We start from the raw sequence: 26,011 nt of genomic DNA, 5'->3' as shown, positions 1-26,011 counted from the left end.
GACGAGACGGTGGAGTCACAATGCGCGATTGGGACGATGCTTATGCCAATTCGGCCCACGTCCCGGGCTCGGACAAGCTGCCGGCACTCTGGGCGGAGCGGGCGGCGGCCTACCGCGCGGGGCTGAAGGAATTTCGCTCCGACATCGCCTATGGCGCCGGCGAGCGCCAGAAGCTCGATCTGATCCTGCCCGATGGCGACAGCAAGGGCCTCGTCGTCTTCGTGCATGGCGGCTACTGGATGCGCTTCGACAAATCGGCCTGGACCGATCTCGCCGGAGGCGCGCGGCATCACGGCTGGACGGTGGCGCTGCCGAGCTACACGCTGACTCCGGCCGCACGCATCTCCGATATCACTGCAGAGATCGCCGCGGCAATCACCAAAGCGGCAGCGCTCATACCAGGGCCGATCCGGCTCGCGGGACATTCCGCGGGCGGCCATCTCGTCACGCGCATGCTGTGCGACGACAGCCGGCTGGAGCCCGCCGTCTACAATCGCATTGCCGGCACGCTTTCGATCAGCGGCCTGCACGATCTGCGTCCGCTGCTCAAGACCAGGATGAACGAGACGTTACGCATGACGATGGAGGAGGCGACGCTGGAAAGCGCGGCGCTGCATCTGCCGCGCGGGCATTCGCCCCTGACCGCCTGGGTCGGCGGCGGCGAACGGCCCGAATTCATTCGCCAGTCGGATCTGATGGCCAATATCTGGACCGGCTTCGACGTACCCACCCGCCTCGTTATCGATCCAGGGCTGAACCATTTTACCGTGGTCGACGGACTGAAGGATGCGTCGTCGGCAATCACAGCCCGCCTGATCGGCCTTGACTGAAGCGGGGAACATGGATCGAAAGGCACCCGTCATGACGTCCAGCAATTACGATCCCACGAGCGAAGGCGCCGAGACCGATTTCGCCCGGCGGATGTCCTATGGCGATTATCTGGCGCTGGATGCGATCCTCGGCGCGCAGCATCCGCTCTCGGAAGCACATGACGAGATGCTGTTCATCATCCAGCATCAGACCACGGAGCTGTGGATGCGCCTTGCCATTCACGAGCTCAGCGCAGCGCGCCGAGCGATCTCGCGAGATGAGGTGCAACCCGCGATGAAGATGCTGGCGCGGATGTCGCGCATCTTCGAACAGCTCAACGCGGCATGGGACGTGCTTCGCACGATGACGCCCAGCGAATATACCCGCTTCCGCTCGCAGCTCGGGCAGTCCTCAGGCTTCCAGTCGACCCAATACCGGCTGATCGAATTTCTGCTCGGCAACCGCAATCACGCCATGCTGAAGCCGCATGCGCACGATGCGGAGACGACGAAGCTGCTCCAAGCCGAACTTGCGACGCCAAGCCTCTATGACGAGGTGTTGCGCCTGGCCGACCGGAACGGGCTCAGGATGCCTGCGGCGGTGCTGGCGCGCGATGTTCGCGAGACCCACAGCTTCAACGAAGGCGTGCTGCAGGCCTGGCGCATCGTCTACGAGGCGCCGGAGACGCACTGGATGCTCTACGAACTGGCCGAGAAGCTGGTCGATTTCGAAGACTATTTCCGCCGCTGGCGCTTCAATCATGTGACCACGGTCGAGCGCGTCATCGGGTTCAAGCGCGGCACCGGCGGCACGGGGGGCGTCAGCTATCTCAAGCGTATGCTGGAGGTCGAGCTGTTTCCCGAGCTCTGGCGCGTGCGGACGATTCTGTAGGGATGTCATGGCCAGGCTTCGCGTCTACGACGACACCAGGGCGTTATTCCATCTGCCTGACGGCGTGATCTATCTCGACGGCAACTCGCTTGGCGCGCTGCCTCTCGGAGTTGCCGAGCGCGTCAACCGCGTCATCACGGCCGAGTGGGGGAACGAGCTGATCCGCGCCTGGAACACCGCAGGCTGGTACGCCCAACCCCGTCATCTCGGCGACCGGATCGCGCGGCTGATCGGGGCTGCAGCCGGTTCGGTGATGGTCGGAGACACGCTCTCGCTCAAGGTCTATCAGGCGCTCGCCGCCGGGCTCGACATGAATGCTTCGCGCGGGGTCGTCCTCTCCGACACCGGCAATTTCCCGACCGACCTCTACATGGCCGAGGGTTTGATCGCGACGCTCGGGCGCGGGCATCAATTGCGCCTGGTGGCTCCGGAGGCGATTGAGGCTGCGCTGTCGGAGGAGATTGCAGTGCTCTACATCACCGAGGTCGACTACCGCACCGGACGCCGCCACGACATGGCGAAGCTCAGCGCGAAAGCGCATGCGCTCGGGATCGTCACGGTCTGGGATCTCGCCCATTCCGCGGGTGCGCTGCCGGTCGATCTCTCCGGCTGCGCCGTCGATTTCGCCGCCGGCTGCACGTACAAATATCTCAATGCCGGTCCCGGTGCGCCGGCTTTCCTCTACGTCTCGCCGCGGCATGCCGAGAGCGCCCGTGCTGCGCTGTCGGGGTGGATGGGCCACGCGAAGCCGTTTGCGTTCGAGCTCGCCTATGCGGCCGCCGGCGGCGTCGAACGGATGCGCGTCGGCACGCCGCCGGTGCTGGCGATGGCGGCGCTGGAAGCCTCACTGGACGTATGGGACCGTGTCGATATCGCCGAGGTCCGCGCGCGTTCGCTGGCGCTGGGCGATCTCCTCATCAGTGAAGTCGAGCGCCGCTGCCCGCAGCTCAAGCTCGTCACCCCGCGGGCACATGAGCATCGCGGCTCGCAAGTCTCCTTTGCCTTTGAGGCCGGCTACGCAGCGATGCAGGCCTTGATCGCCCGCGGGGTCATCGGCGATTTCCGCGCGCCTGACATCATGAGGTTCGGGATTACGCCGCTCTACATAGGTGAGATCGAGATTGTGCGGGCCGCGGAGATCATCGAGGAGGTGATCGTGGACGAGGTGTGGCGGCGGCCAGAATATCAGGTCGTGAATGCGGTGACGTGAGCTCTGCTGTGCCCGAACGCGGCGCAGCAACGCTGCGCGTCCGGGACACGAGACTGTCGGCGCAGCGGGCCTATGTCAGCACGGCCATTACCTCCGAGGTCATTGCTTTGCCGCGTCAAGCAATTCACGCTGCGAGAACAACGAATTGGGAGGAGATATGATGACGCCGCTCGAGAAACTTAAAGCGATGAAGATGCCGTTCGCCGAGTTCAAGGGCGTCGAGTTCATCGAGGCCGGAAAGGATCGCGTGGTGGCGCGGATGACGGTTCGGCCTGATCTCTGCACACTTCACCACACCATCCATGGCGGGGCGGTGATGGCGCTGGCCGATTCCGTTGGCGCGGCTGCTACCGTGATCAATCTGCCCGAAGATGCCAAGGGCACGACAACGCTGGAGAGCAAGACCAATTTCATCGGTGGGGCGAAGGAGGGAACCACGGTCATTGCCACGGCAACGCCGGTCCATCGGGGACGACGGACCCAGGTCTGGACCACGCGGCTGGAGACCGAAGACGGCAAGCTCGTTGCCGTGGTCACCCAGACTCAGCTCGTCCTGTAAGACTACGGGACTCTGATTTTGTTAACGAATTGGTCGTTTTCCATGCCTCAAACTTGGGCAGGTCCTCGTCTTGCAAAGTATGCTGCGATGCACAATATAGGGGGCCTAGGGATTCGAACGCCTCCTCGAGGGACACCAAGAGGAGTTCTGACGTGGTACTTGAAGATACCGTCCGCACGGCTCCCGGCTATGTGCGGACCCTGATTCAGCAGGAAGAATTACCGCTCCTGCGCGATCATTTGCTGAGGCTCGATGCCGCCAGCCGACACGACCGTTTCAACGGCTTTCTCGATGACAGCTTCATCGAGCGCTACGCTGCCCGCTGCGCTGAGGACGGCACCGTCATCGTTGCCTATATCGTCGATGGGGTCGTGCGTGGCGCGGCCGAACTGCACCCGCCGGAAGGTGATTGCTTGCCTGAAGTCGCCTTCAGCGTGGAAGCCTCCGCGCGTCGCCAGGGTGTCGGCACCGTGCTGTTCCGTCGCCTGATCGCGGAGGCGCGCTGGAAAGGCTACAAGCAGCTGCGGATCACCACGGGCGCCGAGAATCACGCGATGCGGGCGCTCGCCCGGAAGTTCGGCGCGCATCTGGCTTTCCGCCACGGGGAGTCGACCGGTACGATCGACCTCGTCAAGACGCCCGAGGCAGAGCTCGCCGATCTCGCAGCCTCGCCGTTCACGACCGGGCGTGCTCTCCTGAGCTTCAACAGCACTTGCTGGAAGCTGATCTCCAGCATGTACGGCAATCGCGCCGCATAGCCCGAAAACAACGGGCAGGAATCACAAGCGGACCGGCAAGGCCGGTCCGCTTTCGTATTCCGGGTATGAAATAAACGCTCAGGTCCCGGTGCGCTTGTCGTTGCCGAAACGGCGGACGACGCGGCGCTCGACGACCACGGAGCGCTGCGCGCCTTGCTCGCCGGCGATCACGCGGGTTGCGGTGAGGCGGCTGTTGGTTCGAGCCTGCTTCTTCACTTCGGCCTGGACGACGTCGAGCGGCATTCCCATCAAGGCTGCGGCGATCTCGGCCTGCTGCGCCTGATCGTCGGTGATGCCGACCGCGGCGAAGATTGCCTCGTCCAAGGTGGGCGGATCGTGGCGGACACGCCGCGTGCCATATTTGGTGTTCCAGTCTGCGCTCATAACGGCCTCATCGTGATGCCGGGATACCTAGTGCCGAGAATGCTGCATTGCAATATGAAATCGGTGTGGCATCTCAGCTATGCATTGGCCGGCGTCACGGCAGTGTCGCCGGACCGGCATTAGCCCCAACCCGCTGCTGGGGCCAACGTTTCAGAGCCGCGTGTCCGGCTTCGGTGAGTCCGTAGATTCCCCGCTCGGTGCGGTCGAACCAGCCATACACATTGTTGAGCAAGATCTTTCCGGCGTCGGGACAGCGTTCGCGCAGTTCGCGCACGGGCTTCGGGCCCTCGGCGAGCGCGGATGCACAGGCCAATGCCTGCTGCCGATACGCCGTCATGATCGGTGCGCGGGTGCTGCCGCCGAGCACCGGATCGCCCTGGCGCCGCTGATGCTCGGCGACGAGCCGCGAGCGCACCTTCGGCTCGCGCCGCGGTGCCGCGGTCGGCGGCTTGACCAGCACCTCGACCTGGCCGCGATCGGTCACTCCCAGCATGCCGAAGCCGAGACGACGGCAGAGATTGCGGTAGCGCGCATCGTTCTCGCGTCCCTTGCCACGCGCTGACATCTTGGCTGCGATCCAGACTTCGTCGCCGGCCGGCGCGCGATCGACCGCCTGCAGGATCAGTTCGAGATTGAAGGCAAGCTTTAGCTCGCCGATCACAACGACCGGAGGATCGCCCGCGCTGAGCCCGACGAGATCGCAGCCGCCGATCTCGCCCTTGACCGTAAAGCCGAGCTCCTCAAGGAAGCGTTTGACGGGCAGATAGAGCGCGGTTTCCAAGGTCGTTCCGAGTCGGAGAATCAGTTGTTGGCCAGTCTAGTGCCTTCTCGGCTCCGATTGAATCGGGCCAGCAACCAGACAGTGCGTGATCAGACTCGTCCGCCGACGGGGATCAGGGCGCCTGTGACGCCGCTCGCGGCGGCGCTGGCGAGGAACAGGATGACTTCGGCGAGCTCCTGCGGCGTCACCCATTTGGAGAAGTCGGCTTTCGGCATGTCGGCGCGGTTGGCCGGGGTGTCGATGATCGAAGGCAGCACGGCGTTGACCGTGACCTTGCCCTTCCACTCGTCGGCAAGCGCTTCGGTGAGGCGATGCACGCCGGCTTTCGACGCCGCGTAGGGACCCATGCCGCTGCCGGCCTGGAGCGCGCCCGTTGCGCCGATGTTGACGATCCGGCCAGCCTTGGATGCGGCGAGATGCGGCAGCGCCGCGCGTGAAGTGTTGAGTGCAGTCAGGACATTCAGCGCGTACATGCGTTGCCAGGTCTTGATGTCGCCGTCGCCAACAGTCTCGAAAGCGAAGCCGCCGGCGACGTTGATCAGCGCATCGAGCCGGCCGAAATGCCTTGCCGCCGCATCGACCGCAGTTTTCGCTTGAGCCGCGTCGGACAGATCGATGCCGCCGATCTCGATGCCCTCAAGCGTTGCGGACTCTTGCGACGGTGCATGATCGATGCCGGCCACGCGCGCGCCGCGTGATTGTGCGATCTCGACGACCACCTTGCCGAGCGCGCCGCGTGCGCCTGTAACTATCAGGACTCTGTCTTGCATGTCGTTCTCCGGCGCGGCCGCCTATGATTGCAGATAGCGAGCCTTTAGCGCGCTTCGCTCTGCCGCGCCGAGCTTGAGCCCATCGCGCAGATAGGTTTCGAGATCGCCATATTCATGGCCGACGGCTTCGAAAGCCGCAGCAAGATAGGAGGCATCGACGCTGCCGATGGCCTCGAGAACATCGGCGGGAAGATCCGAGGCGGTTGACACGTCGCGCCTGTAGTGCCGTTTGGTCAAGAGGTAGTCCTCGGCAATGACGTCATCGGGCACGCCGAGCGCATGCAGGATCAGCGCGCTGGCGAAGCCGGTCCGGTCCTTCCCGGCGGTGCAGTGAATCACCAGCGGCGCGCGGTCTTCCAGCAGATGGCCGAACAGCGCGCGAAAGCAGTGCGTGTTGTGGCGAACATAGTTGCGATAGGACTCGCGCATGAGCTCCAGCGCCACCGGCGCCGTGAGCTTGCCCCGGGCGAGTTCGGTGCGTAGCGCGGCCACCACGGTCGGCTCGATCGGAAGCGGATGCACCATGATCTCGTTCAGGGCGCAGAGCCCGGCCGCGCGCTCTTCCAGCCCGCGAAAATCGAATGCGCTTCTGACGCCCAGTGCGCGGACGATCTCGATGTCGGCAGCGGTGAGCTGGCCGAGATGATTGGAGCGGAAGATGTGCCGCCAACGCGTGATGCGGCCGTCGGTGGTCGGATAACCGCCCAGATCGCGAAAATTGCTGGCGCCTTGCAGGGCAAGATGACGGGCAGGAGAGTCTGACATGAGATCAGGTTGGGTTATGGTTCCATGGATGCGCTACGGCATCCTTGAGTCCATTAGAGAGGGCGAACATGGACCGACACAAGGCCATTGTTTTGGTCGTCACCATGCTGGTGGCCGGAATCCTGGCAGCACGGCGGGCCGACGCACAGACGTTCCAGACCTATCGCTGTGTCGATGGTACGCAGTTCATTATCGGGCTTTATGACGGCGACAGGCGCGCCTTCCTCCAGATCGACGGTGAGCCGGTCACGCTGGCCAGGAGACCGGCGGTTTCGGGGATACGCTATTCGGGGGCTGGGGTCACATTGAGGATTCCCAAGGCCGGGCCCACGACGGTGAAGCACCTGAAGCGCCCGGTTACGGCCTGCGCGGTGATCTGAATGATGTGGTTCGCGCCGGAATCAAAAAGGACCGAAACTCCGTTGTTTCGGTCCTTTTCGAACTGCCACCGCGTGACGGCGAGGGTGCGGCGCTTTCAAACCGAGTAAAGGCATCAGCGGTCCCATTTCGGCTTGGCTTCGTCGACTGCATCCTGATGATACCAGCTGTCGCTGCAAATCGAGACGTTCGAAGGCGGCGAAGCGTGATCGGCAGGAAGGCGGGTGTCGCCATAGCGGCGTCCGGCGAGAGCCGCGCGGCCCCCGGCGGGGAATTGATAGATCTTCGCAGATCCGTGACTTAGACCATTGTTCATCATTGCGATTTCTCCTTGGTCGAAGCGCCTTGGCCTCCATGGTGCGCCCGACTCGTTCGATTGTGGTTACTGGAGTCCCCATATCGGCCGCGCTTCCCGAATTGGAAAGTGCTGAAAAGGAGATCAGTTGCCGCTTATTTTGTAGGCAGGCGGCCTGCTGCATCTCCCGAGGCAGCGTCTCGAAGGCTAACGCGTAGGCCGTTCCAAAGGTTGCTGGGCAGGGGTGTCAGCCTTTGCGAAAATTGCCGGCCGTTGATGCGCGTTTGGTCGGCAGCCTCAAAGTGCCCGTCCACTGCTTGAGAAACGGGCGTTTTCCCCGCCATTCCGCCGTGCAGCATCACGCGAGGGTGCGCGGCTATGACGCACAGTCAAGGTGGGGCCTCGTCGGTGGCACGGAGAGACCCGCTCCGCGGAAAACCTCTCGCCCTGCGTCCTTTTGGCACGACAAATGCTTGGGAAGGCCCGGCCGATGATGGCCGGGTACAAAACGTGCGGGGGCCTCCCGGGCCCCCAACCTTTCGCATCATCTACAGAGAGGCTCAATGACCAAGTATAAGCTCGAGTACATCTGGCTCGACGGATATACGCCGACTCCGAATTTGCGCGGCAAAACTCAGATCAAGGAATTCGCGTCGTTCCCGACGCTCGAGCAGCTTCCGCTCTGGGGCTTCGATGGCTCCTCCACCATGCAGGCCGAAGGTCACAGCTCCGATTGCGTGCTGAAGCCGGTCGCGGTGTTCCCGGATGGCGCGCGCACCAACGGTGTGCTGGTGATGTGCGAAGTCATGATGCCCGACGGCAAGACCCCGCATCCGTCCAACAAGCGCGCCACCATTCTCGACGATCCCGGCGCCTGGTTCGGCTTCGAGCAGGAATACTTCTTCTACAAGGACGGCCGTCCGCTCGGCTTCCCGGAATACGGCTATCCGGCGCCGCAGGGCCCGTACTACACCGGCGTCGGCTACAAGTTCGTCGGCGACATCGCCCGCAAGATCGTCGAAGAGCATCTGGACCTCTGCCTGGCTGCCGGCATCAATCATGAAGGCATCAACGCGGAAGTCGCCAAGGGCCAGTGGGAATTCCAGATCTTCGGCAAGGGCTCCAAGACCGCTGCTGACCAGATGTGGATGGCCCGCTACCTGATGCTGCGCCTGACCGAGAAGTACGGCATCGACATCGAATTCCACTGCAAGCCGCTCGGCGACACCGACTGGAACGGCTCCGGCATGCATGCCAACTTCTCGACTGCCTATATGCGCGAGGTCGGCGGCAAGGAGTATTTCGAGTCGCTGATGGCTGCCTTCGAGAAGAACCTGATGGACCACATCGCCGTCTACGGCCCGGACAACGACAAGCGCCTGACCGGCAAGCACGAGACCGCGCCCTGGAACAAGTTCAGCTACGGCGTGGCCGACCGCGGTGCTTCGATCCGCGTTCCGCACTCGTTCGTCAACAACGGCTACAAGGGCTATCTGGAAGACCGCCGTCCGAACTCGCAGGGCGACCCCTACCAGATCGCTTCGCAGATCCTGAAGACGATCGCGTCCGTGCCGACCGACAAGAAGGCCGCCGCCTAAGATCCTCCCGGCCCGGGCTGGGGGGCTGGCCCGGGTTGGTCTCAATCCGCCGGAGCGAAAGCTCCGGCGGATTTTTGCATCGTGATGATGCTCGTTCCTCTGACGCTCGTGTCTGCGTTGCTGGTCGAGACTTGAGCCTTGAACTTGCCGGGGCGGGGACGCAACGTAACGACTATGCGAACCAATCTCCTCGCGATGATTTTCGCGCTGGCCGTGCCCGTGATGGCGCATGCGCAATCGGCCGACCTCGTCCTGTGCGACCGCATTGCCGCCGATCCCAGCGATCCCGACAAACCGGCGGACGTGAAGGGCGTGACGGAAATCGCGCCGTCAGACGTCGCCACCGCCATCAAGTTCTGCAAGCAGGCCGCGCCGTCAGCGCGCCGCGCCATGTTCGCGCTCGGCCGAGCCTATGCGGCCAACCGGCAGACCGGCGAGGCGATTGCGGCCTGGCGCAAGGCTGCCGAGAAGGGATCGAGTGCGGCCATGGTCGAGCTCGGCGTCGCCTACGCCACCGGCTCCGGCATTGCCAAGGACGAAGGGCAAGCGCGAAGGCTGTTCGAGAAGGCGGCGCAGTCCGGCAACCCTCGCGGCGTCAGCAATCTCGCCGCGCTCGGCGGCGCAGGTGGCGCCGCGCCGGCCGACCCTGCCCAGGCGCGCGCGCTGCTCGGCAAGGCAGCCGAGACCAATGCGGAAGCGCAGTACCAGCTTGGCCTGATGCTGTCCGAAGGCTCGGGCGGCGCCAGGGACGATGCCGCCGCGCGTGCGCTGTTCGAGAAGGCGGCGGCACAAAACCATCCCGGCGCGTTGGAGAGGATGGGCGCATTCGCACAGGAAGGCCGCGGCGGTGCGAAAGACAAGCAAGCGGCGAAGGCGTACTACGAGCGCGCCGCCGCGCTCGGCGACGAGGACGCCAGGAAGGCGCTGGAGCGCATTCGTTGCCCCTATGCGATCAAGGACAAGCAGGGCAAGCTCGTCACCACGCTATGCTTCTAGCTCACTTCATGTAGTAGGCAAGATCGTTGCGGGCGTCGCGGTAGGTGGTCTCGAGATAGTCCGGATATTTTCGCCCGGCCTGCGCCACAGCGCGCACCACGCAATTCCAGAAATCGCCGTTCCAGTCGAATTGCTTGTTGTATTCATCCTCGAACTTGACGGCGGTCATGATGGCCTGCCGGATCGCCCGGTCGTCGGCGCGCGGATGGGCACGCTTCACATAGCCGAACATCGGCCCTTCATGGGCGTGGTCGCGATCATGGCGGTACTTGCCGCTGAGCTGCTCAGGGGTGAGGGTGCGGTTGACACGGATCTCTTCGGCCGTCGGCCGGCCCGCAATCGTATCCAGGCGATGGCGCTGGCGCCAGAGCTCGTACGCCGCATCGAGCAGCGGCTGCCTTGCGGCGCTGGAGATGATCGCGCTGAGCTCGTCATCGGCTGCTTGCGGTGTCGCATTCATGCCGCTTGGTCGTGCCTTGGAGGAAGCCGGTTCAAGCGTCATGCCGACTGCGTCCGGGGTCTCTTGCGCGAGCCGCACACGAAATCGAAAAACGACCCCATGCACAGTAGCCAAGCCACTGACATCACACGAATGCGGATTTTGCGCAGTCGATTTGACCTGTCAGGCAAAACAGGGACATACTCGCATCGTAGCGCTGAGGGTCCCGTGAGCGGTCATGCGCGGAAAAGCCGTGTGGCTTCAAACCGGCCACGATGCTAGGTAGCGCGCAATTCTTTCCGATTTCGGGTTCATGACGTTGCTGGACGGACTCTACAAGGTTGAATACGGCGTCAACGACGGTTTTGGCCGCAGCATCATGTGCTTGCACGACGGCAAGATGCTGGGCGGCAATTCGGGGTTTGCGCATCTAGGCACGTACGTCGAGCGCGACGGCGAGATTATCGCCGGGGTCATCACCGAGCGGCACAACCACGATCCCAACTACAAGCCGCTGATGGGTGCGGACGTCGCCTCGATCGGGGCGCGCGGCCGGCTGTATGGCAACGAGATCCGTCTGGAGGGCAGCTCGGATACGATGCCGGGCGCCAGATTCTGGGCCAATCTCACGCGACTTGACGACGAGGGCTTGCCTCCGAGCGGTGCGGTCGGGCCGGGCGGCATCGCCAACGGGCTCTACGGGATGAAGCTGAGCGCGCTGGACGGCATCGATGCCGGACTGTCCGGAGTGATGCTGCTGATCGACGGTCGCATCCTCGGCGGCGATGCGTTCTTCTATTATCTTGGCTCCTATTCCTCGGCGGACGGCCGCTGGAAGGGCGAGATGCTGAACCAGGAGCATACGCCGGCGAAGGGGGAGAACCCGGTGTTCGGCGGCCTCGAGGTCGGGATCGGGTTCTCCGGAACCTGCACGGAAGACAGCGGCGAGCTCGAAGGCATCGCACTTGCCGGCAAACGCAGCTTGCGCCTTGCGGCCTCGCTCAAGCTGATGAGAAGGGCGTAGGACCCGTACTCACACGGTTGTGTCAGCCACTCGATTGAACATGAATGCTGTTCAAGTTTGAACGGTGTCCTTGGGCCGAAGCAGGTTTCGGGAGCGAGTGGCTTGAGCTGGGGCTGACGTTGGCGAGGAGCAATTCCCGCCATCCGAACCCAGGCGATCGCGGACCAAACCTATCGCCATGTAGATTAGGAACAAACCAAAACCCCGTGCGTAGTCGGGCCAACGCGTGGAGGATTCATGACGACGACGCGAAACCGTGTGCCTCTCCATTCTTCCGAAAGCGACAACCTGCGCATCAAACGCACGATGCAGGCCAACGTTGCCTATTTCGCCGAACACCGCGATCAGATCGCCGGCCGACTGCGTGAAATCGACGAGGAGTGGGATATCGAGAGGGCGATCGAAGCCAATGCCGCGGTTATCGGCTTCGCCGGCGTCGCGCTGGCCGCCACTAACAGCCGGCGCTGGCTCGCCCTTCCGGCGTTGGTCACGAGCTTTCTATTTCAGCATGCGATCCAAGGCTGGTGCCCTCCGGTCCCGGTTTTGAGAAAGCTGGGCTTCCGGACGTCCTACGAAATCGAGGAGGAACGCCGAGCCCTCATGGCGCTGAGAGGCGATTTCGGACACGCGGCTGAAAGCGCCGACGCGGCCCTTCGGGCTTCCACCGGTAGGACGAACGCGACCGTACCGGCGTAGCTCTGCCGGTCACCCAGTAGAGGAGTCTGGAATGTCCTACTACTTCGCGAAGAAGCTTGACGTTCCTTTTGCGGAAGGCGTCGACCGAGCGATATCGGCGCTCAAGGGCCGCGGGTTCGGGGTGTTGACCAGGATCGACGTGCAGTCGACTCTAAAGGAGAAAACCGGGGCCGACTTCCGGCCCTACGTTATACTCGGCGCCTGCAATCCAAAGATGGCTCACGAGGCGCTGATGGCGGAGGACAAGATCGGCACCATGCTTCCGTGCAATGTGATTGTTCAGGAAGTTGCCGGAAAGACGGAGGTCGCGGCGGTCGATCCGGTCGCGTCAATGCAGGCGATACAAAACGAATCCCTGAGAGCCATCGCGGAACAAGTTCGCGGTGAGTTGAGGGCGGCGGTCGAAGCGATCTAAGTCGCTCTGGCGTTACTCGCCTCGTCGGTGCGACGACATGTCGGACCTCAATCGCGGCATGAAATCATTCGCGGGCGGCTGCGGACTCCACGGCGGCCGGAAGCACCACGACCTTGGTTCCCGATGGAACGCGACGGTACAGATCGATCACGTCCTGGTTCATCATGCGAATGCAGCCGGAGGACATCGCCTGGCCGATCGACCACGGCTCGTTGGTGCCGTGAATCCTGTACAGCGTGTCCTTGCCGTTTCTGAACAGATAGAGCGCGCGCGCACCGAGCGGGTTCTGCGTGCCGCCGTCCATGCCTCGGGCCCACTTGACGTATTTGTTCGGCTCGCGCGCGATCATGTGCCTGGTCGGTGTCCAGCTCGGCCATTCACGTTTGATGGCTACCTTGGCCGTACCTGACCACGCCATGCCGGCCTTGCCGACGCCCACGCCGTAACGCAATGCCTTGCCACCTTCCTGCACAAGGTAGAGGAATCGGTTCTTCGGATCTACGACAACGGTCCCGACAGACTCTCCGGTCGGATCGTCGACGAGCTGACGCATATAGCGAGTCTTCAAGTCGCGGGCAGGAACAGCAGCAATAGTGTAGTCTCCGTCCGAGACCGCATCATATCGAGAACCGGACGTCGACGCGTAGGCCGCCGCCTTGGGCATGATGTCGGAACCGGACACACAGCCTGCGAGCGCCATCGGCAGAAGTAGCGCCGCAGCTACCGCCCATCGCTTGTGAGACATCATTTCGGCTCCTTCGACGCCGCCTGTCGGCGCGGGTTCGCGACAGCCCGGCGGAAGCCGACGTAGTCGAGTTTGTCGTAGCGAAGATCGCTGATCAGGGACGCCGGCGTACCAGGTCCCGGGAAATATCCTACGCTCCATGCGTCCGTCCTTGAGAGAAGGCGTGCGTCCGAGATTCGACGATCCCGGCGTGCCACCGCCGATGGCGGCAAGCTTCGATCTACAGCCTACGCCAGGTTTGAGAGCGGCTCCGCGTTGCTCACTTCTTTGCCGCGCGGGCACGCGCGTCCGCAGCGACGCGCTTGAAGCCTTCGTAGTTCAGGGCCTGCGTCACACGGTACTGGCCGACGATGTAGGCGGGCGTGCCCATCAGCCCCAGCGAGTCCGCCTGGGCGAGATTGCGGCGCAGGAGCTTGGTGATGTCGTCGCCGTGGGCCTGGAGATCGGCATCGAGACGAGCCATGTCGACGCCGGACTTCGCGATCGCTTCCCGCATCCGCTCGGCGGGAATCTTCGGCCCGGGAATGCCCATCATTGCCAAGTGCGCGGCGTCGTAGCGGTTCTGATACTTCGCGGCCAGAGCCCACTGAGCGCCCTTGATCGAGTCCGGCGTTAGGATCGGCCAGTCCTTGTAGACGAGGCGGATGTTGCCATCGGTCTTCACCAACCGCTCAAGCTCGGGCTCCGCTAGCTTGCAGAAGGGGCAATTATAGTCGAAGAAAACCACGATCGTCAGATCGCCCTTCGGGTTTCCCGCGGTCGGTGCCGCGGGATCGTACAGGATCGCCTCGCGCGATACGTCTGCTTCGGAGGGGCCGTCGTCGGCGCGCGCGGGCCCGACCAGGCAGGGGATGGCGGCGACGGCGATCATCTGAGCGAGCGTGCGTCGGGAGATGTGCTGAATCATGTCTGCCTTTCTTCTTCCGTGAGTTTGGGGTCAGTCGGCCGAGGCGACGGCCGACAATTTTCCGAGCAGGGCGTCGGCATCGACGGCGCCGATGATTTTGGTCGTGGGATCGACGCTTCCGTGTGCGCCGAACAGCAGGATCGTCGGCGGCCCGACGATTCCGAAGCGTTTCATCAGGGCGCGGCTCGCGTCGTCGACAGCGGTGACGTCGGCACGCACTATCCTGAAGTCTTGCAGCCGTTTGCGTACTTCAGGTTTGCGCAGGACGGCATCCATGACCCTGCATTCGACGCACCAGTCGGCGGAAAAGTCGAGCATGACCGGCCTTTCGTCGGCGCGCGCCGCGGCGAGTTCATGGTCCAGCGCGGCGACCGATCGGATCGTTCGGACGGAGGGGTCGGGTCCGGTGTCGCGGCTCACGAATTGGTCGAGGATGCGCGTCGCGTCCGGATTGTCGTTGTCCGCCGAGCCGATCATCAGGACCGAGCCGACCAGAAGCGCGAAGCTCGCCATGCCCATCGAGACGAACCTCCATCGACTATGCGCTGTCAGGAACTGGGTGCCGAAATAGACGGAGATACCCGTCGCGAGCGCGCCCCACAGCTGCAGCGTGGTCTGCTGCGACAGAGCGCGAGAGAAGATCGAGATCGCGACGGCGAGCAGGATGAACCCGAAGCCATGCCTGACACGGACGAGCCAGCGGCCGGGCTTGGGCAGGAATCTCGGCCCTAGCGCTCCAAAGAGGAGAAGCGGCACGCCCATGCCGACGCCGAATAGGAAAAGGGCGGCCATGCCGCGCACGACGTCGCCGGTCCTGGCGACATACAGCAGCGCCGTGGCAAGCGGAGGTGTGACGCAGGGCCCCGCGATCAGCGCCGATCCGAAGCCGAGAACGGCGGCGGCGGCCAGCGGTCCGCGACCGCCGCCGGAGGCCACGTCCGGTATACGCGCGACAAAGGCGGCCGGCAGCTGGATGTCGAATAAGCCGAACATCGACAGCGAAAGGATGACGAGCACCGCGCTGATCACGCCAAGCGCGAGCGGTGTCTGCAGCAGGATCTGCAGGTTCTCTCCGGAGCCGGACCAGGCCGCGAACGCGCCCAGCGTCGCGTAGGCCGATGCCGACGCACCGACGAAAGTCGCCGCCAGGGCGAGACCGCGACTGAACGAAAGCTCCTCCTGCGAACGGGCCAATACGCCGAAGAAGATCGGCACAAGTGGGAAGGTGCAGGGTGAGAATGATAGCAGAACGCCGAAGCCGAAGAACGATGCCAGCGTGCCGCCGAGCGTCACCCAGAAGGAGATGTCCACGTCAGGTGTGAGGGCGGCCGTCTTCAAACCATCGTCTTCCGGTACGCCGGCTGCGACCGGAGCATCCACGAAAGGTGATGAGGATCCGGGCGACAACGCGCTGGTGTCGTCGCGGTTCTTGATGGCCAGCGTCTGCAGATCGATCGTCTTGGCGACCGGCGGGTAGCAGATCTGGTACTCTTCCGCACAGCCCTGATAGGTCACTACGATCTGGTGCAGCCCTTGCAGATCGGTGGATGCGATTTCGGCCTTTGCTGAGTTCCGGTAGATTTCCTGCGACCCGAAGTCCGGATCATCCTTGGGTTCTCCCGGCGGCGTCCGGACCGCGACGGGCGTCCCGGGAACCACTGCGTTGTTGGCGGCGATCATGGCGCGGTAGAGGTAGCTGCCCGGTCCGATCGCCCAGACGAGGGAGAGCCCGGCATCGTCGCGCGAAACCTTCAATTGGAACGCCTCGTCGGCGGGAGGCGGCGTTCCTGCCCGGGCCACCGCGAAGGAGGACGACAGAAGAACGACCAATATGACCGATAGTCGATGAAAGCCCGGCATCCTGTGGCGGCCCTGCGTCTTGTGAGCGGATGCCGCGACTTGGATAGTCTGCCTTAAGCCAGCCTTAAGGCGGGCGACCGAGGGGAGTCTCGGAGAAAATGATGCGCATACTCGTTGTCGAAGATGATCCGATCCTGTCCGACGGTCTGCGAGCGGGCCTGTCTCTGACGGGCGCAACCGTCGACGCGGTCGCCACCTGCGAGGACGCCGATAACGCGCTCTCGACGACCCGCTACTCGGCGGTCGTGCTCGACATCATGCTGCCGGATGGAAGCGGCCTGGATTTGCTGCGCAGGCTCCGGGGACGCCAGGACGCGACGCCCGTTCTTCTCCTGACGGCGCGCGATAGCGTCGGCGACAAGGTCTCCGGATTGGATTCTGGAGCCGACGACTACCTGGCGAAACCGTTCGATCTCGATGAATTGGCCGCGCGCCTGCGCGCCATCGTCCGCCGGGAAGGCGGGCGTGCGGGTCCAACGATGACCTACGGCGCCATCGTGCTTTCACCGGCCGATCTCTCGGCGACCGTCTCAGGCGAACCGATCAACCTGTCGCGCCGCGAGTTTGCCATCCTGGCAGCGTTGATGGAGCGTCCGGAGCAGGTCCGCTCGCGTGCCGAACTGGAGGAACGCCTCTACGGCTGGCAGGAGGACGTGGAAAGCAACGCAGTCGAGGTTCACATCCACAATCTCCGCAATAAGATCGGGAGGGATGCAATCCAGACGCTGCGCGGCGTGGGCTACCGGATGGGGACCGTCCGATGAGGTCCTTGAGATTGAGACTGTTCGCGATACTGCTTGCCGCGACCGGGATCGTCTGGGTCGCGGCGGTCGTCTGGATCTACGTCGGAAGCCGCGACGAGGTAGAGCATGTTCTCGACACGCGCCTGCAGGAGGCCGCGCGCATGGTGGCCTCGCTGGCGTCGGGACTCGACAACCTCCCCGGAAACTCGGTGCCTGCGGCCGCGCAGCCGCTCGGCAGCTACGAACGCCAGCTGTCGTGCCAGATCTGGTCGCTCGACGGCCGGATGGTCGCCAAGTCGAGCGGCGCGCCCGACCAGCAGCTCTCGCCCGCCGCATCCGGCTTCTCGGACCGGATCATCGACGGCGAACCCTGGCGCGTGTTCTCCGTCGAGGACGCCGACCACAATCTGCGGGTGATGGTCGGGGACCGTGTCGGGCTGCGGGAACGCCTGGTGACGGATCTGATCAAGGGACTCATGCTGCCCGCGCTGCTGATCGCGCCGCTGCTCGGTGCCGCGATCTGGGCGAGTGTCGGACAGGGCCTGCGCCCGCTGCGACAAATGGCTCAGGACCTCGGCACGCGGGAGCCGGACGACATGCGGCAGGTGGAAACCGAGCGGGCCCCGGCCGAGGTCAGGCCGCTGGCCCTCGCCCTGAACGGCCTTCTCAGCAGGGTTGAGGCCGCACGCCGGCACGAACGCGAGGTAACCGCCTTCGCCGCGCACGAACTGCGCACGCCGCTCGCGGGCCTGAAGACGCAGGCCCAGGTGGCTCTGGCTGCCGATGATCCGCAGGTCGTCCGTGGTGCGCTCGAGCAGATCGTAACCGCGGTCGATCGCAGCACGCGCCTGGTGCGCCAATTGCTGACGATCGCAAGGCTGGATTCCGACGCTGTCGACGCGCCGCTGGCGCCCGTCGCGGTCGGGCCCATTCTGGAGGAAATCGTCGCCGCTACGCCAAGGCACGAGCGGACGACCGTGACGATCGACGCCGGCGTCCGAACGATGGTGCTCAACACGAATGCCGAATGCCTCCAACTCGCGCTTCGGAACTTGCATGAAAACGCCGTACAGCACACTCGAGAAGGACGTGTGGTCTGGAGCGCTGGCAAGAACGCCATCGCGATCGAGGACGAGGGGCCGGGAATCCCTCCCGAGGAGCTCGACCAGATCGGCAAACGCTTCTTCCGGGGAAGGCTGAGGAGCCCGATCGGAAGCGGGCTGGGCCTCGCGATCGTCAAGCTCGCGCTTGCGAAGGTCGGGGCGAAACTCACCATATCGAATCGCGAAGGTCGCCGCGGCACCAGATCGGAGCTGACGTTCGATATTTGAGCAACGATCAGTGCCGCAGCATACCGCGCTCAGGCAAGATCGTGATGCCCGGTCTCATCGATCTGCATCGTCACGTCTATTCGTGCGTCTCGGCAATCGGCATTCCCGCCGACGAGTTGGTGCAATTCCAGGCAGCAGCCGGTCAGCTTCGTTGACAGCCGCATCAACAGGAGAGCCCGTTACGCGCCTGGCGTTACCCCAAAGCGGCCGAGGCCAGGCAGCTTGAGCGCCGGGCGGCGGATATCGAGGCCGAGAACGGCGCCGAAGAAATTGATCTCCACGCCTTCGACCCAGCCAATGGACAGGCCAACGTATCCGGCGAGCGAAGCAAAGATGCCCGTGCCGGACGCCGTCAGGCCGAACCATTTGCCGGTGTACGGGAAGTCCTTGCCGATCGCGGTCGGCGGCAGGACGGCCCGGAGCTCAGGGACGGAGTCGAGTGCGGCCTGCACGAAGGTGTTCGAATTGGGACCGGGCCAGACGCTGTAATCCCCGTAGGATCGAAACCTGTAGTTTTCGATCACATGCCGGATCTTCGGGATCAGCGCCTCCGCGCGATCTCCGTCGACAGCCACGATGATTTCTGGCGCGGCGCCGAACCACCGCCCGTCGGGAGCAAAGCCGTTGGTGCGGAGCGGCTCGCCCCACGCCGTGTAGTCGTAGCGGGTGTAGGTCGCCGCATCCTTCTCCTTGACGACGATCCAGGTGTGAATGGCGAAGATGCTGCGCCATCTCACCGTTCTCGCCCCGAACACCCGTATGACGGCTGCAGGGTGATCGGCAGCGGCGGTCAAGAGACCGGCACTCGACCGATCGGCCGTTTGCCAGTTCTGGCGGCCATCGCCCAGCCAGAAATATCTGACGGTGGATGCGGTCAGCGGGGCGAAGACAAGGAACAGAAAGATCAGCAAGGGCTTTTTCAAGGGAGCGGTACGGCGAGGCTTTCGAGAAGACATATAGTTCGCGTCGATGCCGACGCCATAGCTGCTCCCATTGGTGCCGGGGTCGGACGGGTACCCGAGAGGACGTGGTTGTTCTGCAACCGCAGCAGGATTGGAGCATGGGCATGGACACGAAGGAAGCCGCCGCGATGACAGAGGCCTCCGGGCTTACGGACGATCAGGGCGGCATAGAGCAGAGTTCGAGCTTGCGGTCGGGCTCCGGAGGGCAAAGCGGAGCTTTTGATCCGCAGCTCCGGTCGCCGCCTGCAGACGCCGCGAAGCGGCTGGCTGACCAGCTGCGCGAGATCACTGTTAAGGCGCCGTTACGGTCATTGCTTATTGCGTTCCTGGCCGGAGCATGGATCGCGCGCCGGCGATAGGAGCTCTTCGTGACAAGGAACCCAGCGGTTCAGGAGCCGGCTGGCAGACGGAGGACGGACATGAGAATTCCAGCTTTGGCCGCAGCCATTCTTCTGAGCACCATTTCGTTCGCCATGGCGCAAAGCTCAGGAGGCGCTTCAGGCGGTTCTTCATCCGGCGGAGGGGCGAGCGCAGCTGGTTCTGGCTCTGGCGGTGGCTCGACGCTGTCGAACGGGACCACACTCAGCGGAACCGGCGGCTCGCCAGGTCCGAACTCGGCCAATGCCAAAGGCCAGGGCACCACCGGTGAGAGACTTGGCGTCGCCGCTCCTACACAGGAAGGCGGTGGATCTCGACCGAACTACAACACCCCCGCGGCGAATGCTGCCGTCCAGCAGCTTGGAAACACCAACACGGGTATTCTCAAGAAGTGACGATCACCGGCGCCGGGCGACAGCTCGAGCACCGATAGCCGGATCATCTGGGTCCAAAATCCTCCGAGCTGCGGCTTGAACGGGGGGATTGCGGTCGACTTCGCCTGTCCCGGGCTTCCCCTGGCGGCCCGCATGGCCTATGACGCTGCAACGCAAAATCCCCCCACAAAGACCCCATGATCCGCCTCGACAACGTCAGCAAGCAAGCCGGCCATCAGATCCTGTTCATTGAAGCCTCCGCCGCCCTCAACAAGGGCGAGAAGATCGGCCTTGTCGGCCCGAACGGCGCAGGCAAAACCACGCTGTTCCGGATGATCGCGGGCGAGGAGCTGCCGGACGAGGGCCAAGTCTCGACCGACCGCGGCATCACCATCGGCTATTTCAACCAGGACGTCGGCGAGATGTCTGGCCGCAGCGCGGTGGCCGAGGTGATGGATGGCGCCGGTCCCGTCAGCGAAGTCGCGGCCGAGCTGCGCGAGCTCGAGGCTGCGATGGCCGATCCCGACAAGGCCGACCAGATGGACGAGATCATCGCCCGCTACGGCGAGGTGCAGCACCGCTTCGAGGAGCTCGACGGCTACGCGCTCGACGGCCGCGCGCGCGAAGCGCTGGCCGGCCTCGGCTTCAGCCAGGAGATGATGGACGGCGACGTGGGAAAACTTTCCGGCGGCTGGAAGATGCGCGTGGCGCTGGCGCGCATTCTCCTGATGCGTCCCGACGTGATGCTGCTCGACGAGCCGAGCAACCATCTGGATATCGAAAGCCTGATCTGGCTGGAGAAATTCCTGCGCGATTACGAAGGCACGCTGCTCATGACCTCGCATGACCGCGAGTTCATCAACCGCGTGATTTCCAAGGTGATCGAGATCGATTCCGGCTCGCTCACCACCTATACCGGCGATTACGAATTCTACGAGCAGCAGCGGGCGCAGAACGAGAAGCAGCAGCAGGCGCAGTTCGAGCGCCAGCAGGCCATGCTCGCCAAGGAGATCAAGTTCATCGAGCGCTTCAAGGCGCGCGCCTCACACGCCGCGCAGGTGCAGAGCCGGGTCAAGAAGCTCGACAAGATCGAGCGCGTCGAACCGCCGCGCCGCCGTCAAAGCGTGGCCTTTGATTTTCTGCCGGCACCGCGCTCGGGCGAGGACGTCGTGGCGCTCAAGAACGTCCACAAGGGCTACGGCTCGAAGCGCATCTATGACGGCCTCGATTTCATGATCCGCCGGCGCGAGCGCTGGTGCGTGATGGGCGTCAACGGCGCCGGCAAGTCGACGCTGCTCAAGCTGGTTGCGGGCGCGAGCGAGCCGGACGAGGGCACCGTGGCGCTGGGGGGCAGCGTCAAGATGGGCTATTTCGCCCAGCATGCGATGGACCTGCTCGACGGCGAGCGGACTGTGTTCCAGTCGCTCGAAGACGCGTTTCCGACCGCGGGGCAGGGCTCCTTGCGCGCGCTCGCCGGTTGCTTCGGCTTCTCCGGCGACGACGTCGAGAAGCGTTGCCGCGTGCTCTCAGGCGGCGAGAAGGCGCGGCTCGTGATGGCCAAGATGCTGTTCGACCCGCCGAACTTCTTGGTGCTGGACGAGCCGACCAACCATCTCGACCTCGCCACCAAGGAGATGCTGATCAATGCGCTGTCGGACTTCGAGGGCACCATGCTGTTCGTCTCGCACGACCGGCATTTCCTCAGCGTCCTGTCGAACCGCGTGCTGGAGCTGACGCCGGAAGGCATCCATCAATATGGCGGCGGCTACACGGAATATGTCGCACGCACCGGGCAGGAGGCGCCGGGATTGCGAAGCTAGTCATTGCTCTTGCCGGTCAGCCTGGCGACGGTCTCGATTTCGTTGGTCCAGATGCCGCCGGAATAGCTTTGCGGGAGGCGGGCCAGCAATTCCGGCGTGTCGACGCCCGTAGAGAACTCGCCGCCGCTGTACGGGCCGAGCACGAACGCGGCGCTGTTTACGCCATTCATGCGTGCGAGGAAGCGATCGGGCCAGCCCCATAGCCAAGGGGCGACGTTGATTGGCACCAGCACCAACGCGTTGCGGCAGGCCTTCGGGACCAGGCCTGTCCAGCCATAGCCGATATAGCGGAACAGGCAGCTTCGGATGGCTGCGCGCGAGATCGTGCGGACATCCGGGGCGAGGCGACGGATCACGTCGATGGGCTCGTCGCCGCCATAGACCATGATGGTCCGGCGCCGCTCGGCCGGCAGTGCGTTCAGCACGCCGGCAAGTCTCTCGCCTTCGTCCGGGTCGCGGCTTTTCACGTTGATGAGGAGCTTCTTGTCCGGAAAGGCTGCGAACACTTCCGATAGGGTCGGCATCATTCCGATCCCCTTGCCGCGAAACGGGAAGGTTTTGCCGCCGTCGGCGGTATAACCGTAACCGATGTCGAGTGACTTCAGCTTTGCCATGGTCTGCGCGCGGGTGACGCCATTGCCGTCCGTCCGGCAGTCCAGTGTCCAGTCGTGGAAGATGGCAAACTCGCCGTCGATGGTCGGGTGCACGTCGAGCTCGACGATGTCGGCACCAGCCGCGAAGCTCGCGCGCATCGAGCGCAGCGTGTTTTCGAGATAGTCGTGCGCCAGCGGCAGCATCCGCGCGGCGGTGCAGGTGTCATTCTTCAGGTCGCGCTCGTCGAAGCGTTGCGCCATGCCGCGATGGGCGAGCAACAGCGGCTTGTCGTCCTGATGTGACGCCAGAAGGCTTGTGTTGTTGACATAGATTGCAGCTGCGACGGCGATCACGATCGCCGCGGTCACTCTCAGTTTCCTACCCACCGGACGGTCCTCATTCCGCGAGCATCTTCTCCGGCGTTTGAGGTTGATTTGCGGCACGCGGCGCATTGGAGGCTCCGGGTTCGGCGCCTTGAATACCCTGAGTCCGTTCGCTACGCTTTCGCCAAAGGGAGCGAACATCATGAAGCAAATCCGGATCGGCGACATCACCATCGATGCGGTGATCGAGCGGGAAGGGCCGTGGCGGCGGGCGCAGGATTTCTTCCCGGCCTACGACGAGTCGGTCTTCAGACGCCATCTGCCGACGATGGAGCCGGAGGTGTTCGATGCCACGCGGGGTATGATCGTCATCACCTACCAGAGCTTCGTGGTGCGCACGCCGCGCTACACCATCCTGGTCGATACCTGCACCGGTGAGGACAAGGGCCACCCGCCGCCGTTCGATTTTCCCGGCAAGGAGCGCTGGCGCAACGAATTGTTCGCGCTCGGCATCTCCTTCGAGCAGATCGACTACGTGTTCTGCACGCATCTGCACATCGACCACACCGGCTGGAATACGACCCTGCGCGACGGCCGCTGGGTGCCGACCTTCCCGAACGCGAAGTATGTCTTCCACAAGGGCGAGTACGCGGCCTGGGAGGCGGAGCACGCCAAGGGCAACGATCCGCCGGGCACCGTGTTTCGCGACAATTGCCTGCCCATCGTCGAAGCGGGGCAGGCGTTGTTGGTCGATGACGATTACGCGCTCGACGACACCGTGACGCTGACGCCGACGCCGGGGCACTCGCCCTGCCATTGCTGCGTGAACATCGTCTCCAGAGGTCAGCGCGCCGTGGTGACCGGCGATCTCATGCATCACCAGATCCAGTGCCGTGAGCCGGAGTGGTCAGCCAAGCCCGACTGGGATCCAAAGCTGTCGGCGCTGTCGCGGCGGAAATTCTTCGCCTCCGTTGTGGACACGGACACGCTGATCCTGCCGATCCATTTTCCCGCGCCGACCGTCGGGCTGATCAGGCCGCTTGAGGGGGCGTTCGATTATCGGTTCAAGCGGGAATAGCTCCCTCGCTCATGGCCGGGCCTGGCCCCGGCCATCGACGATCTCCTGGCACGACGCCCCAGACGTGGATGCCCGGGACAAGCCCGGGCATGACGAGTTCATGGAGCGAATGTTCGCGGAAGCAGCGATCTGCAGCGATCAGGCGCCGGTCTCGCACTTCTTCATGAAGCTGTTCTTGGCGGCGCCCGAGAGCGGCTTGCCGTCGGCGCTGACGGCCTTGGGCGCGCAGGCGTCTTCCTTGCACTTCTTCAGGAACGAGGTCTTGGCGGCGCCGGCCAGCGGCTTGCCGTCCTTGCCGACGGCCTTGCTCTCGCAGGTTTCTTGCGCCAGGGCCGAGCCCGCCGCAAAGCTGGCAACGATCGCGGCGAGGAAAATCCGCTTCATCATGGGTGTCTCCTAACCAGAAATGGCCGCCGGATTGGAGCCGGGAATCATGGCGCAATCAAGCAGGATGAGCAGCCATGGTCCGGTGTCCCTGGCGATTCTTCAACGCCGGCTCGGCAGCTGTTGCGTGTTGCACCGCTCGCTGACCCCGTCCGGCGATCCTGCTAGCTTCGATCACCCTAGCTGGATGGAGCATCGTCATGGACGCCACGATCGCGAAAGGCCAACAATCCGCCGACCGGCATTCTCATCTGGTTCGCCCCCAAGACATGGAATGGCAAAAGACCCGCTTTCCGGGGTGCGAGGCCAAGACATTGCTGTTCGATCGCAGCAGCGGGCTGATGACTGCGTTGATGCGTTTTGCGCCGGGATCGGTGCTGCCCGATCACGAGCATGTCGGGATCGAGCAAAGCTGGGTCATCGAAGGCGCGCTCGTCGACAAGGAAGGCCCGGCTGAGGGCATCGCCTGCAAGGCCGGCGAATTCATCTGGCGCGAGGCGGGCAGCCGGCATGCCGCCTGGTGCCCGGAGGGCGCCCTGATCCTTGCGATCTTCCAGGTGCCGAACAAGTTCTTCGAAGCCGACGGCCGCGTGGTCGATGCGGCCGGCCAGGACTGGGACGAGATATGGGGGCACACCGGCGCCCAGCGGAGATCTCCCAGCTAGGGTTATGCGCCCCGGATGAGCAGCGCCTTGAATTCGGCTCGCGCCCGCTGCGCTTCGGCGCGCGCGACGTCGGAGGCATCGCCCATGCCGAAATAGCCGTGGATCAGGCCGGGGCCTTCATGGTGCTTGACGCGCACGCCGGCGGCTTCCAGGGCCCGGGCGTAGGCTGCGCCCTCGTCGCGCAGGGGATCGAACCAGGCGGTGGTCACGATGGCCGGCGCGACCCCGGCGAGGGAGGGTGCGCGGAGCGGTGACACCCGCCAATCGGTGGCGTGGTTGGCATCGGCGAGATAGTGACCGCAGAACCATTCCATCGTTGCGCGGGTGAGAAAGTAGCCCTCCGCGTTCTCGGCGCGGGATGGATAGCGCGCGTTCTCTTGCGGATCGGCGTAACGGCCGAGGACATCGGTCACGGGATAGACCAGCAATTGTGCGGCGAGCCTAATGCCGGCATCGCGGCAGGCGATCGCAGTGGTCGCCGCCAGATTGCCGCCGGCGCTGTCGCCGGCCACGCCGAGGCGCCGCGCATCGCCACCAAATTCCGCGACGCGGCCAAAGACGTCGTTCACAGCGGCGAAGGCATCCTCAAAGGCGCCGGGAAAGCGCGTCTCGGGTGGGCGACGATAGTCGACCGAGATCACGACCGCGCCGGTTTCGATCGCAAGGTTGCGCGCCTGCCGGTCGTGGGTCTCGAGATCGCCCGCAACCCAGCCGCCGCCATGGAAGAACACCACGGTCGGTGCCGGCGTGGCGCCGACCCGATAGACCCGTGCGTCGAGCGGACCGGCACCGCCCTTCACCTTGATGTCCTGCACGCTGTCGACGGGCGGAGGCGGGATGGCGGCGCGCGAGGCAGCCAGTGCGCGCAAGGAATCGCGGGCGCTCTGTGGCGTCATGACCGTGGGATCGCGCATCGGCATGAGCGGGATGATCTGGGCGATGACGGGATCGAGCGGCGCGGCCATGGCGGGTCTCCTCGCGAGGTTCTTGGTCTTGCTTGCGGGCTAGCATAGGTTTTGCGCGGGACATCGGCAACCGGCCGTGTGCCATGCCGGACGAACGGGCAGGGAGGTTCACG

At 64.2% G+C, this 26,011-nt stretch carries 32 protein-coding genes; 19 read left to right on the top strand and 13 right to left on the bottom strand.

Annotated elements, in window-relative coordinates; genetic code table 11:
* The first annotated feature begins 20 nt into the window (after positions 1-20).
* From K408_RS0107855 to K408_RS0107835, 5 genes are all read left to right on the top strand, one after another.
* Positions 21-830 (top strand): hormone-sensitive lipase, encoded by an 810-nt coding sequence (locus K408_RS0107855; protein WP_024338060.1) that lies wholly within the window; start codon positions 21-23, stop codon positions 828-830.
* Positions 831-861: 31 nt separating this feature from the next.
* A complete protein-coding gene (gene kynA / locus K408_RS0107850) occupies positions 862-1,701 on the top strand; it encodes a tryptophan 2,3-dioxygenase (RefSeq protein ID WP_024338059.1) in 840 nt (279 codons plus the stop codon).
* A gap of 7 nt (positions 1,702-1,708) precedes the next feature.
* Positions 1,709-2,911, top strand: coding sequence for a kynureninase (gene kynU, locus K408_RS0107845; RefSeq protein ID WP_024338058.1), 1,203 nt, complete (start codon positions 1,709-1,711; stop codon positions 2,909-2,911).
* A gap of 160 nt (positions 2,912-3,071) precedes the next feature.
* Positions 3,072-3,470, top strand: coding sequence for a PaaI family thioesterase (locus K408_RS0107840; protein ID WP_024338057.1), 399 nt, complete (start codon positions 3,072-3,074; stop codon positions 3,468-3,470).
* 152 nt (positions 3,471-3,622) lie between these two features.
* Entirely contained in the window at positions 3,623-4,228 is a 606-nt protein-coding gene (locus tag K408_RS0107835) for a GNAT family N-acetyltransferase (RefSeq protein WP_024338056.1), read from the top strand.
* A gap of 78 nt (positions 4,229-4,306) precedes the next feature.
* On the opposite strand, the gene K408_RS0107830 is transcribed toward K408_RS0107835, so the two are convergent.
* The 4 genes from K408_RS0107830 to K408_RS0107815 form a co-directional block, all read right to left on the bottom strand.
* The gene (locus K408_RS0107830; RefSeq protein WP_024338055.1) at positions 4,307-4,612 is read right to left on the bottom strand and encodes a hypothetical protein; all 306 of its coding nucleotides are present in this window, start codon (positions 4,610-4,612) and stop codon (positions 4,307-4,309) included.
* Between the two features lie 94 nt (positions 4,613-4,706).
* On the bottom strand, positions 4,707-5,393 hold the full coding sequence (locus K408_RS0107825) for a DUF2161 domain-containing phosphodiesterase (RefSeq protein ID WP_024338054.1): 687 nt from the start codon (positions 5,391-5,393) through the stop codon (positions 4,707-4,709).
* Between the two features lie 89 nt (positions 5,394-5,482).
* Positions 5,483-6,163 carry an SDR family oxidoreductase gene (locus K408_RS0107820; RefSeq protein WP_024338053.1) on the bottom strand — a complete coding sequence of 227 codons (681 nt, stop codon included), beginning with the start codon at positions 6,161-6,163 and terminating at the stop codon, positions 5,483-5,485.
* Positions 6,164-6,184: 21 nt separating this feature from the next.
* Positions 6,185-6,928, bottom strand: a complete 744-nt coding sequence (locus tag K408_RS0107815; RefSeq protein ID WP_024338052.1) for a tyrosine-protein phosphatase — start codon at positions 6,926-6,928, stop codon at positions 6,185-6,187.
* A gap of 68 nt (positions 6,929-6,996) precedes the next feature.
* On the opposite strand from K408_RS0107815, the gene K408_RS0107810 reads away from it, so the two are divergent.
* Complete coding sequence (locus K408_RS0107810) at positions 6,997-7,308, top strand: MliC family protein (RefSeq protein ID WP_024338051.1); 312 nt, start codon at positions 6,997-6,999, stop codon at positions 7,306-7,308.
* Positions 7,309-7,421: 113 nt separating this feature from the next.
* Here K408_RS0107810 and K408_RS0107805 read toward each other — a convergent pair whose 3' ends face one another.
* Positions 7,422-7,625: a DUF2735 domain-containing protein gene (locus tag K408_RS0107805; protein ID WP_024338050.1), complete on the bottom strand. Its 204-nt coding sequence runs from the start codon at positions 7,623-7,625 to the stop codon at positions 7,422-7,424.
* A gap of 539 nt (positions 7,626-8,164) precedes the next feature.
* Here K408_RS0107805 and K408_RS0107800 point away from each other — a divergent pair.
* Together K408_RS0107800 and K408_RS0107795 are read left to right on the top strand one after the other, a co-directional pair.
* Positions 8,165-9,199: a glutamine synthetase beta-grasp domain-containing protein gene (locus tag K408_RS0107800; RefSeq protein WP_024338049.1), complete on the top strand. Its 1,035-nt coding sequence runs from the start codon at positions 8,165-8,167 to the stop codon at positions 9,197-9,199.
* A 174-nt stretch (positions 9,200-9,373) separates the two neighbouring features.
* Positions 9,374-10,195: a tetratricopeptide repeat protein gene (locus K408_RS0107795; RefSeq protein WP_024338048.1), complete on the top strand. Its 822-nt coding sequence runs from the start codon at positions 9,374-9,376 to the stop codon at positions 10,193-10,195.
* A 1-nt stretch (position 10,196) separates the two neighbouring features.
* Here the strand turns inward: K408_RS0107795 and K408_RS0107790 are convergent, their stop codons facing one another.
* A complete protein-coding gene (locus tag K408_RS0107790; protein ID WP_155248321.1) occupies positions 10,197-10,697 on the bottom strand; it encodes a hypothetical protein in 501 nt (166 codons plus the stop codon).
* Positions 10,698-10,953: 256 nt separating this feature from the next.
* Between K408_RS0107790 and K408_RS0107785 the strand changes: the two genes are divergently transcribed.
* The 3 genes from K408_RS0107785 (at position 10,954) to K408_RS0107775 (ending at position 12,769) form a co-directional block, all read left to right on the top strand.
* A complete protein-coding gene (locus tag K408_RS0107785) occupies positions 10,954-11,658 on the top strand; it encodes a hypothetical protein (RefSeq protein WP_024338046.1) in 705 nt (234 codons plus the stop codon).
* A 237-nt stretch (positions 11,659-11,895) separates the two neighbouring features.
* Entirely contained in the window at positions 11,896-12,354 is a 459-nt protein-coding gene (locus K408_RS37800) for a DUF2892 domain-containing protein (protein WP_024338045.1), read from the top strand.
* Between the two features lie 31 nt (positions 12,355-12,385).
* Positions 12,386-12,769: a DUF302 domain-containing protein gene (locus K408_RS0107775; protein WP_024338044.1), complete on the top strand. Its 384-nt coding sequence runs from the start codon at positions 12,386-12,388 to the stop codon at positions 12,767-12,769.
* Between the two features lie 64 nt (positions 12,770-12,833).
* On the opposite strand, the gene K408_RS0107770 is transcribed toward K408_RS0107775, so the two are convergent.
* From K408_RS0107770 to dsbD, 3 genes are all read right to left on the bottom strand, one after another.
* The gene (locus K408_RS0107770; RefSeq protein WP_349509754.1) at positions 12,834-13,517 is read right to left on the bottom strand and encodes a L,D-transpeptidase; all 684 of its coding nucleotides are present in this window, start codon (positions 13,515-13,517) and stop codon (positions 12,834-12,836) included.
* 256 nt (positions 13,518-13,773) lie between these two features.
* Positions 13,774-14,409 carry a DsbA family protein gene (locus K408_RS0107765; RefSeq protein WP_024338042.1) on the bottom strand — a complete coding sequence of 212 codons (636 nt, stop codon included), beginning with the start codon at positions 14,407-14,409 and terminating at the stop codon, positions 13,774-13,776.
* Positions 14,410-14,451: 42 nt separating this feature from the next.
* On the bottom strand, positions 14,452-16,281 hold the full coding sequence (dsbD, locus tag K408_RS37795) for a protein-disulfide reductase DsbD (RefSeq protein WP_024338041.1): 1,830 nt from the start codon (positions 16,279-16,281) through the stop codon (positions 14,452-14,454).
* Positions 16,282-16,382: 101 nt separating this feature from the next.
* Here dsbD and K408_RS0107755 point away from each other — a divergent pair, with 101 nt between their 5' ends.
* From K408_RS0107755 to K408_RS41985, 3 genes are read left to right on the top strand one after another with little or no spacing between them, the layout of a single operon-like run.
* Positions 16,383-17,045 (top strand): response regulator, encoded by a 663-nt coding sequence (locus tag K408_RS0107755; protein ID WP_024338040.1) that lies wholly within the window; start codon positions 16,383-16,385, stop codon positions 17,043-17,045.
* Positions 17,042-18,355 (top strand): ATP-binding protein, encoded by a 1,314-nt coding sequence (locus K408_RS0107750; RefSeq protein ID WP_024338039.1) that lies wholly within the window; start codon positions 17,042-17,044, stop codon positions 18,353-18,355. The genes K408_RS0107755 and K408_RS0107750 overlap by 4 nt, the downstream gene beginning before the upstream one ends.
* Positions 18,352-18,510 (top strand): hypothetical protein, encoded by a 159-nt coding sequence (locus K408_RS41985; RefSeq protein WP_155248320.1) that lies wholly within the window; start codon positions 18,352-18,354, stop codon positions 18,508-18,510. Before K408_RS0107750 ends, K408_RS41985 begins: the two co-directional genes overlap by 4 nt.
* A gap of 24 nt (positions 18,511-18,534) precedes the next feature.
* On the opposite strand, the gene K408_RS0107740 is transcribed toward K408_RS41985, so the two are convergent.
* Entirely contained in the window at positions 18,535-19,266 is a 732-nt protein-coding gene (locus K408_RS0107740; RefSeq protein WP_024338038.1) for a DUF3750 domain-containing protein, read from the bottom strand.
* Positions 19,267-19,421: 155 nt separating this feature from the next.
* Here K408_RS0107740 and K408_RS0107735 point away from each other — a divergent pair, with 155 nt between their 5' ends.
* The 3 genes from K408_RS0107735 to K408_RS0107725 all read left to right on the top strand — a co-directional run bounded on the left by K408_RS0107735 (position 19,422) and on the right by K408_RS0107725 (position 21,889).
* Entirely contained in the window at positions 19,422-19,676 is a 255-nt protein-coding gene (locus tag K408_RS0107735) for a hypothetical protein (protein WP_028145829.1), read from the top strand.
* Positions 19,677-19,736: 60 nt separating this feature from the next.
* Positions 19,737-20,090 (top strand): hypothetical protein, encoded by a 354-nt coding sequence (locus K408_RS41980; protein WP_155248319.1) that lies wholly within the window; start codon positions 19,737-19,739, stop codon positions 20,088-20,090.
* 176 nt (positions 20,091-20,266) lie between these two features.
* A complete protein-coding gene (locus K408_RS0107725) occupies positions 20,267-21,889 on the top strand; it encodes an ABC-F family ATP-binding cassette domain-containing protein (RefSeq protein ID WP_024338035.1) in 1,623 nt (540 codons plus the stop codon).
* Here K408_RS0107725 and K408_RS0107720 read toward each other — a convergent pair.
* Entirely contained in the window at positions 21,886-22,869 is a 984-nt protein-coding gene (locus K408_RS0107720) for a glycerophosphodiester phosphodiesterase family protein (RefSeq protein ID WP_024338034.1), read from the bottom strand. The two genes, K408_RS0107725 and K408_RS0107720, sit on opposite strands and share 4 nt — an antisense overlap.
* A gap of 139 nt (positions 22,870-23,008) precedes the next feature.
* Between K408_RS0107720 and K408_RS0107715 the strand changes: the two genes are divergently transcribed.
* Entirely contained in the window at positions 23,009-23,884 is an 876-nt protein-coding gene (locus K408_RS0107715; RefSeq protein ID WP_024338033.1) for an MBL fold metallo-hydrolase, read from the top strand.
* Between the two features lie 138 nt (positions 23,885-24,022).
* Here K408_RS0107715 and K408_RS0107710 read toward each other — a convergent pair whose 3' ends face one another.
* The gene (locus K408_RS0107710; RefSeq protein WP_029673989.1) at positions 24,023-24,271 is read right to left on the bottom strand and encodes a hypothetical protein; all 249 of its coding nucleotides are present in this window, start codon (positions 24,269-24,271) and stop codon (positions 24,023-24,025) included.
* 197 nt (positions 24,272-24,468) lie between these two features.
* Here K408_RS0107710 and K408_RS0107705 point away from each other — a divergent pair, with 197 nt between their 5' ends.
* Positions 24,469-24,933 (top strand): cupin domain-containing protein, encoded by a 465-nt coding sequence (locus K408_RS0107705; protein WP_024338031.1) that lies wholly within the window; start codon positions 24,469-24,471, stop codon positions 24,931-24,933.
* Positions 24,934-24,935: 2 nt separating this feature from the next.
* Here the strand turns inward: K408_RS0107705 and K408_RS0107700 are convergent, their stop codons facing one another.
* Positions 24,936-25,898, bottom strand: coding sequence for an alpha/beta hydrolase (locus K408_RS0107700; protein WP_024338030.1), 963 nt, complete (start codon positions 25,896-25,898; stop codon positions 24,936-24,938).
* Positions 25,899-26,011: the final 113 nt, after the last annotated feature.

The organism is Bradyrhizobium sp. in8p8, assembly GCF_000426845.1.
In the GTDB taxonomy this organism is placed as follows: domain Bacteria; phylum Pseudomonadota; class Alphaproteobacteria; order Rhizobiales; family Xanthobacteraceae; genus Bradyrhizobium; species Bradyrhizobium japonicum_C.
Note: the sequence above shows the minus strand (reverse complement) of the source record. Positions and strands in the feature narration are given on the sequence as shown.

Bases quoted from the DNA above. Each gene is read 5' to 3' on its own strand.
- K408_RS0107735 (WP_028145829.1), top strand. From the start codon at position 19,422: ATGGACACGAAGGAAGCCGCCGCGATGACAGAGGCCTCCGGGCTTACG.
- kynA (WP_024338059.1), top strand. From the start codon at position 862: ATGACGTCCAGCAATTACGATCCCACGAGCGAAGGCGCCGAGACCGAT.
- K408_RS0107805 (WP_024338050.1), bottom strand. From the start codon at position 7,625: ATGATGAACAATGGTCTAAGTCACGGATCTGCGAAGATCTATCAATTC.
- K408_RS0107725 (WP_024338035.1), top strand. From the start codon at position 20,267: ATGATCCGCCTCGACAACGTCAGCAAGCAAGCCGGCCATCAGATCCTG.
- K408_RS0107755 (WP_024338040.1), top strand. From the start codon at position 16,383: ATGCGCATACTCGTTGTCGAAGATGATCCGATCCTGTCCGACGGTCTG.
- K408_RS0107715 (WP_024338033.1), top strand. From the start codon at position 23,009: ATGAAGCAAATCCGGATCGGCGACATCACCATCGATGCGGTGATCGAG.
- K408_RS0107770 (WP_349509754.1), bottom strand. From the start codon at position 13,517: ATGATGTCTCACAAGCGATGGGCGGTAGCTGCGGCGCTACTTCTGCCG.
- K408_RS0107800 (WP_024338049.1), top strand. From the start codon at position 8,165: ATGACCAAGTATAAGCTCGAGTACATCTGGCTCGACGGATATACGCCG.
- K408_RS0107700 (WP_024338030.1), bottom strand. From the start codon at position 25,898: ATGGCCGCGCCGCTCGATCCCGTCATCGCCCAGATCATCCCGCTCATG.
- K408_RS0107710 (WP_029673989.1), bottom strand. From the start codon at position 24,271: ATGATGAAGCGGATTTTCCTCGCCGCGATCGTTGCCAGCTTTGCGGCG.
- dsbD (WP_024338041.1), bottom strand. From the start codon at position 16,281: ATGCCGGGCTTTCATCGACTATCGGTCATATTGGTCGTTCTTCTGTCG.
- K408_RS0107790 (WP_155248321.1), bottom strand. From the start codon at position 10,697: ATGACGCTTGAACCGGCTTCCTCCAAGGCACGACCAAGCGGCATGAAT.
- K408_RS37800 (WP_024338045.1), top strand. From the start codon at position 11,896: ATGACGACGACGCGAAACCGTGTGCCTCTCCATTCTTCCGAAAGCGAC.
- K408_RS0107840 (WP_024338057.1), top strand. From the start codon at position 3,072: ATGACGCCGCTCGAGAAACTTAAAGCGATGAAGATGCCGTTCGCCGAG.
- K408_RS0107795 (WP_024338048.1), top strand. From the start codon at position 9,374: ATGCGAACCAATCTCCTCGCGATGATTTTCGCGCTGGCCGTGCCCGTG.
- K408_RS0107705 (WP_024338031.1), top strand. From the start codon at position 24,469: ATGGACGCCACGATCGCGAAAGGCCAACAATCCGCCGACCGGCATTCT.
- K408_RS0107815 (WP_024338052.1), bottom strand. From the start codon at position 6,928: ATGTCAGACTCTCCTGCCCGTCATCTTGCCCTGCAAGGCGCCAGCAAT.
- K408_RS0107830 (WP_024338055.1), bottom strand. From the start codon at position 4,612: ATGAGCGCAGACTGGAACACCAAATATGGCACGCGGCGTGTCCGCCAC.
- kynU (WP_024338058.1), top strand. From the start codon at position 1,709: ATGGCCAGGCTTCGCGTCTACGACGACACCAGGGCGTTATTCCATCTG.
- K408_RS0107775 (WP_024338044.1), top strand. From the start codon at position 12,386: ATGTCCTACTACTTCGCGAAGAAGCTTGACGTTCCTTTTGCGGAAGGC.
- K408_RS41980 (WP_155248319.1), top strand. From the start codon at position 19,737: ATGAGAATTCCAGCTTTGGCCGCAGCCATTCTTCTGAGCACCATTTCG.
- K408_RS0107750 (WP_024338039.1), top strand. From the start codon at position 17,042: ATGAGGTCCTTGAGATTGAGACTGTTCGCGATACTGCTTGCCGCGACC.
- K408_RS0107855 (WP_024338060.1), top strand. From the start codon at position 21: ATGCGCGATTGGGACGATGCTTATGCCAATTCGGCCCACGTCCCGGGC.
- K408_RS0107810 (WP_024338051.1), top strand. From the start codon at position 6,997: ATGGACCGACACAAGGCCATTGTTTTGGTCGTCACCATGCTGGTGGCC.
- K408_RS0107820 (WP_024338053.1), bottom strand. From the start codon at position 6,163: ATGCAAGACAGAGTCCTGATAGTTACAGGCGCACGCGGCGCGCTCGGC.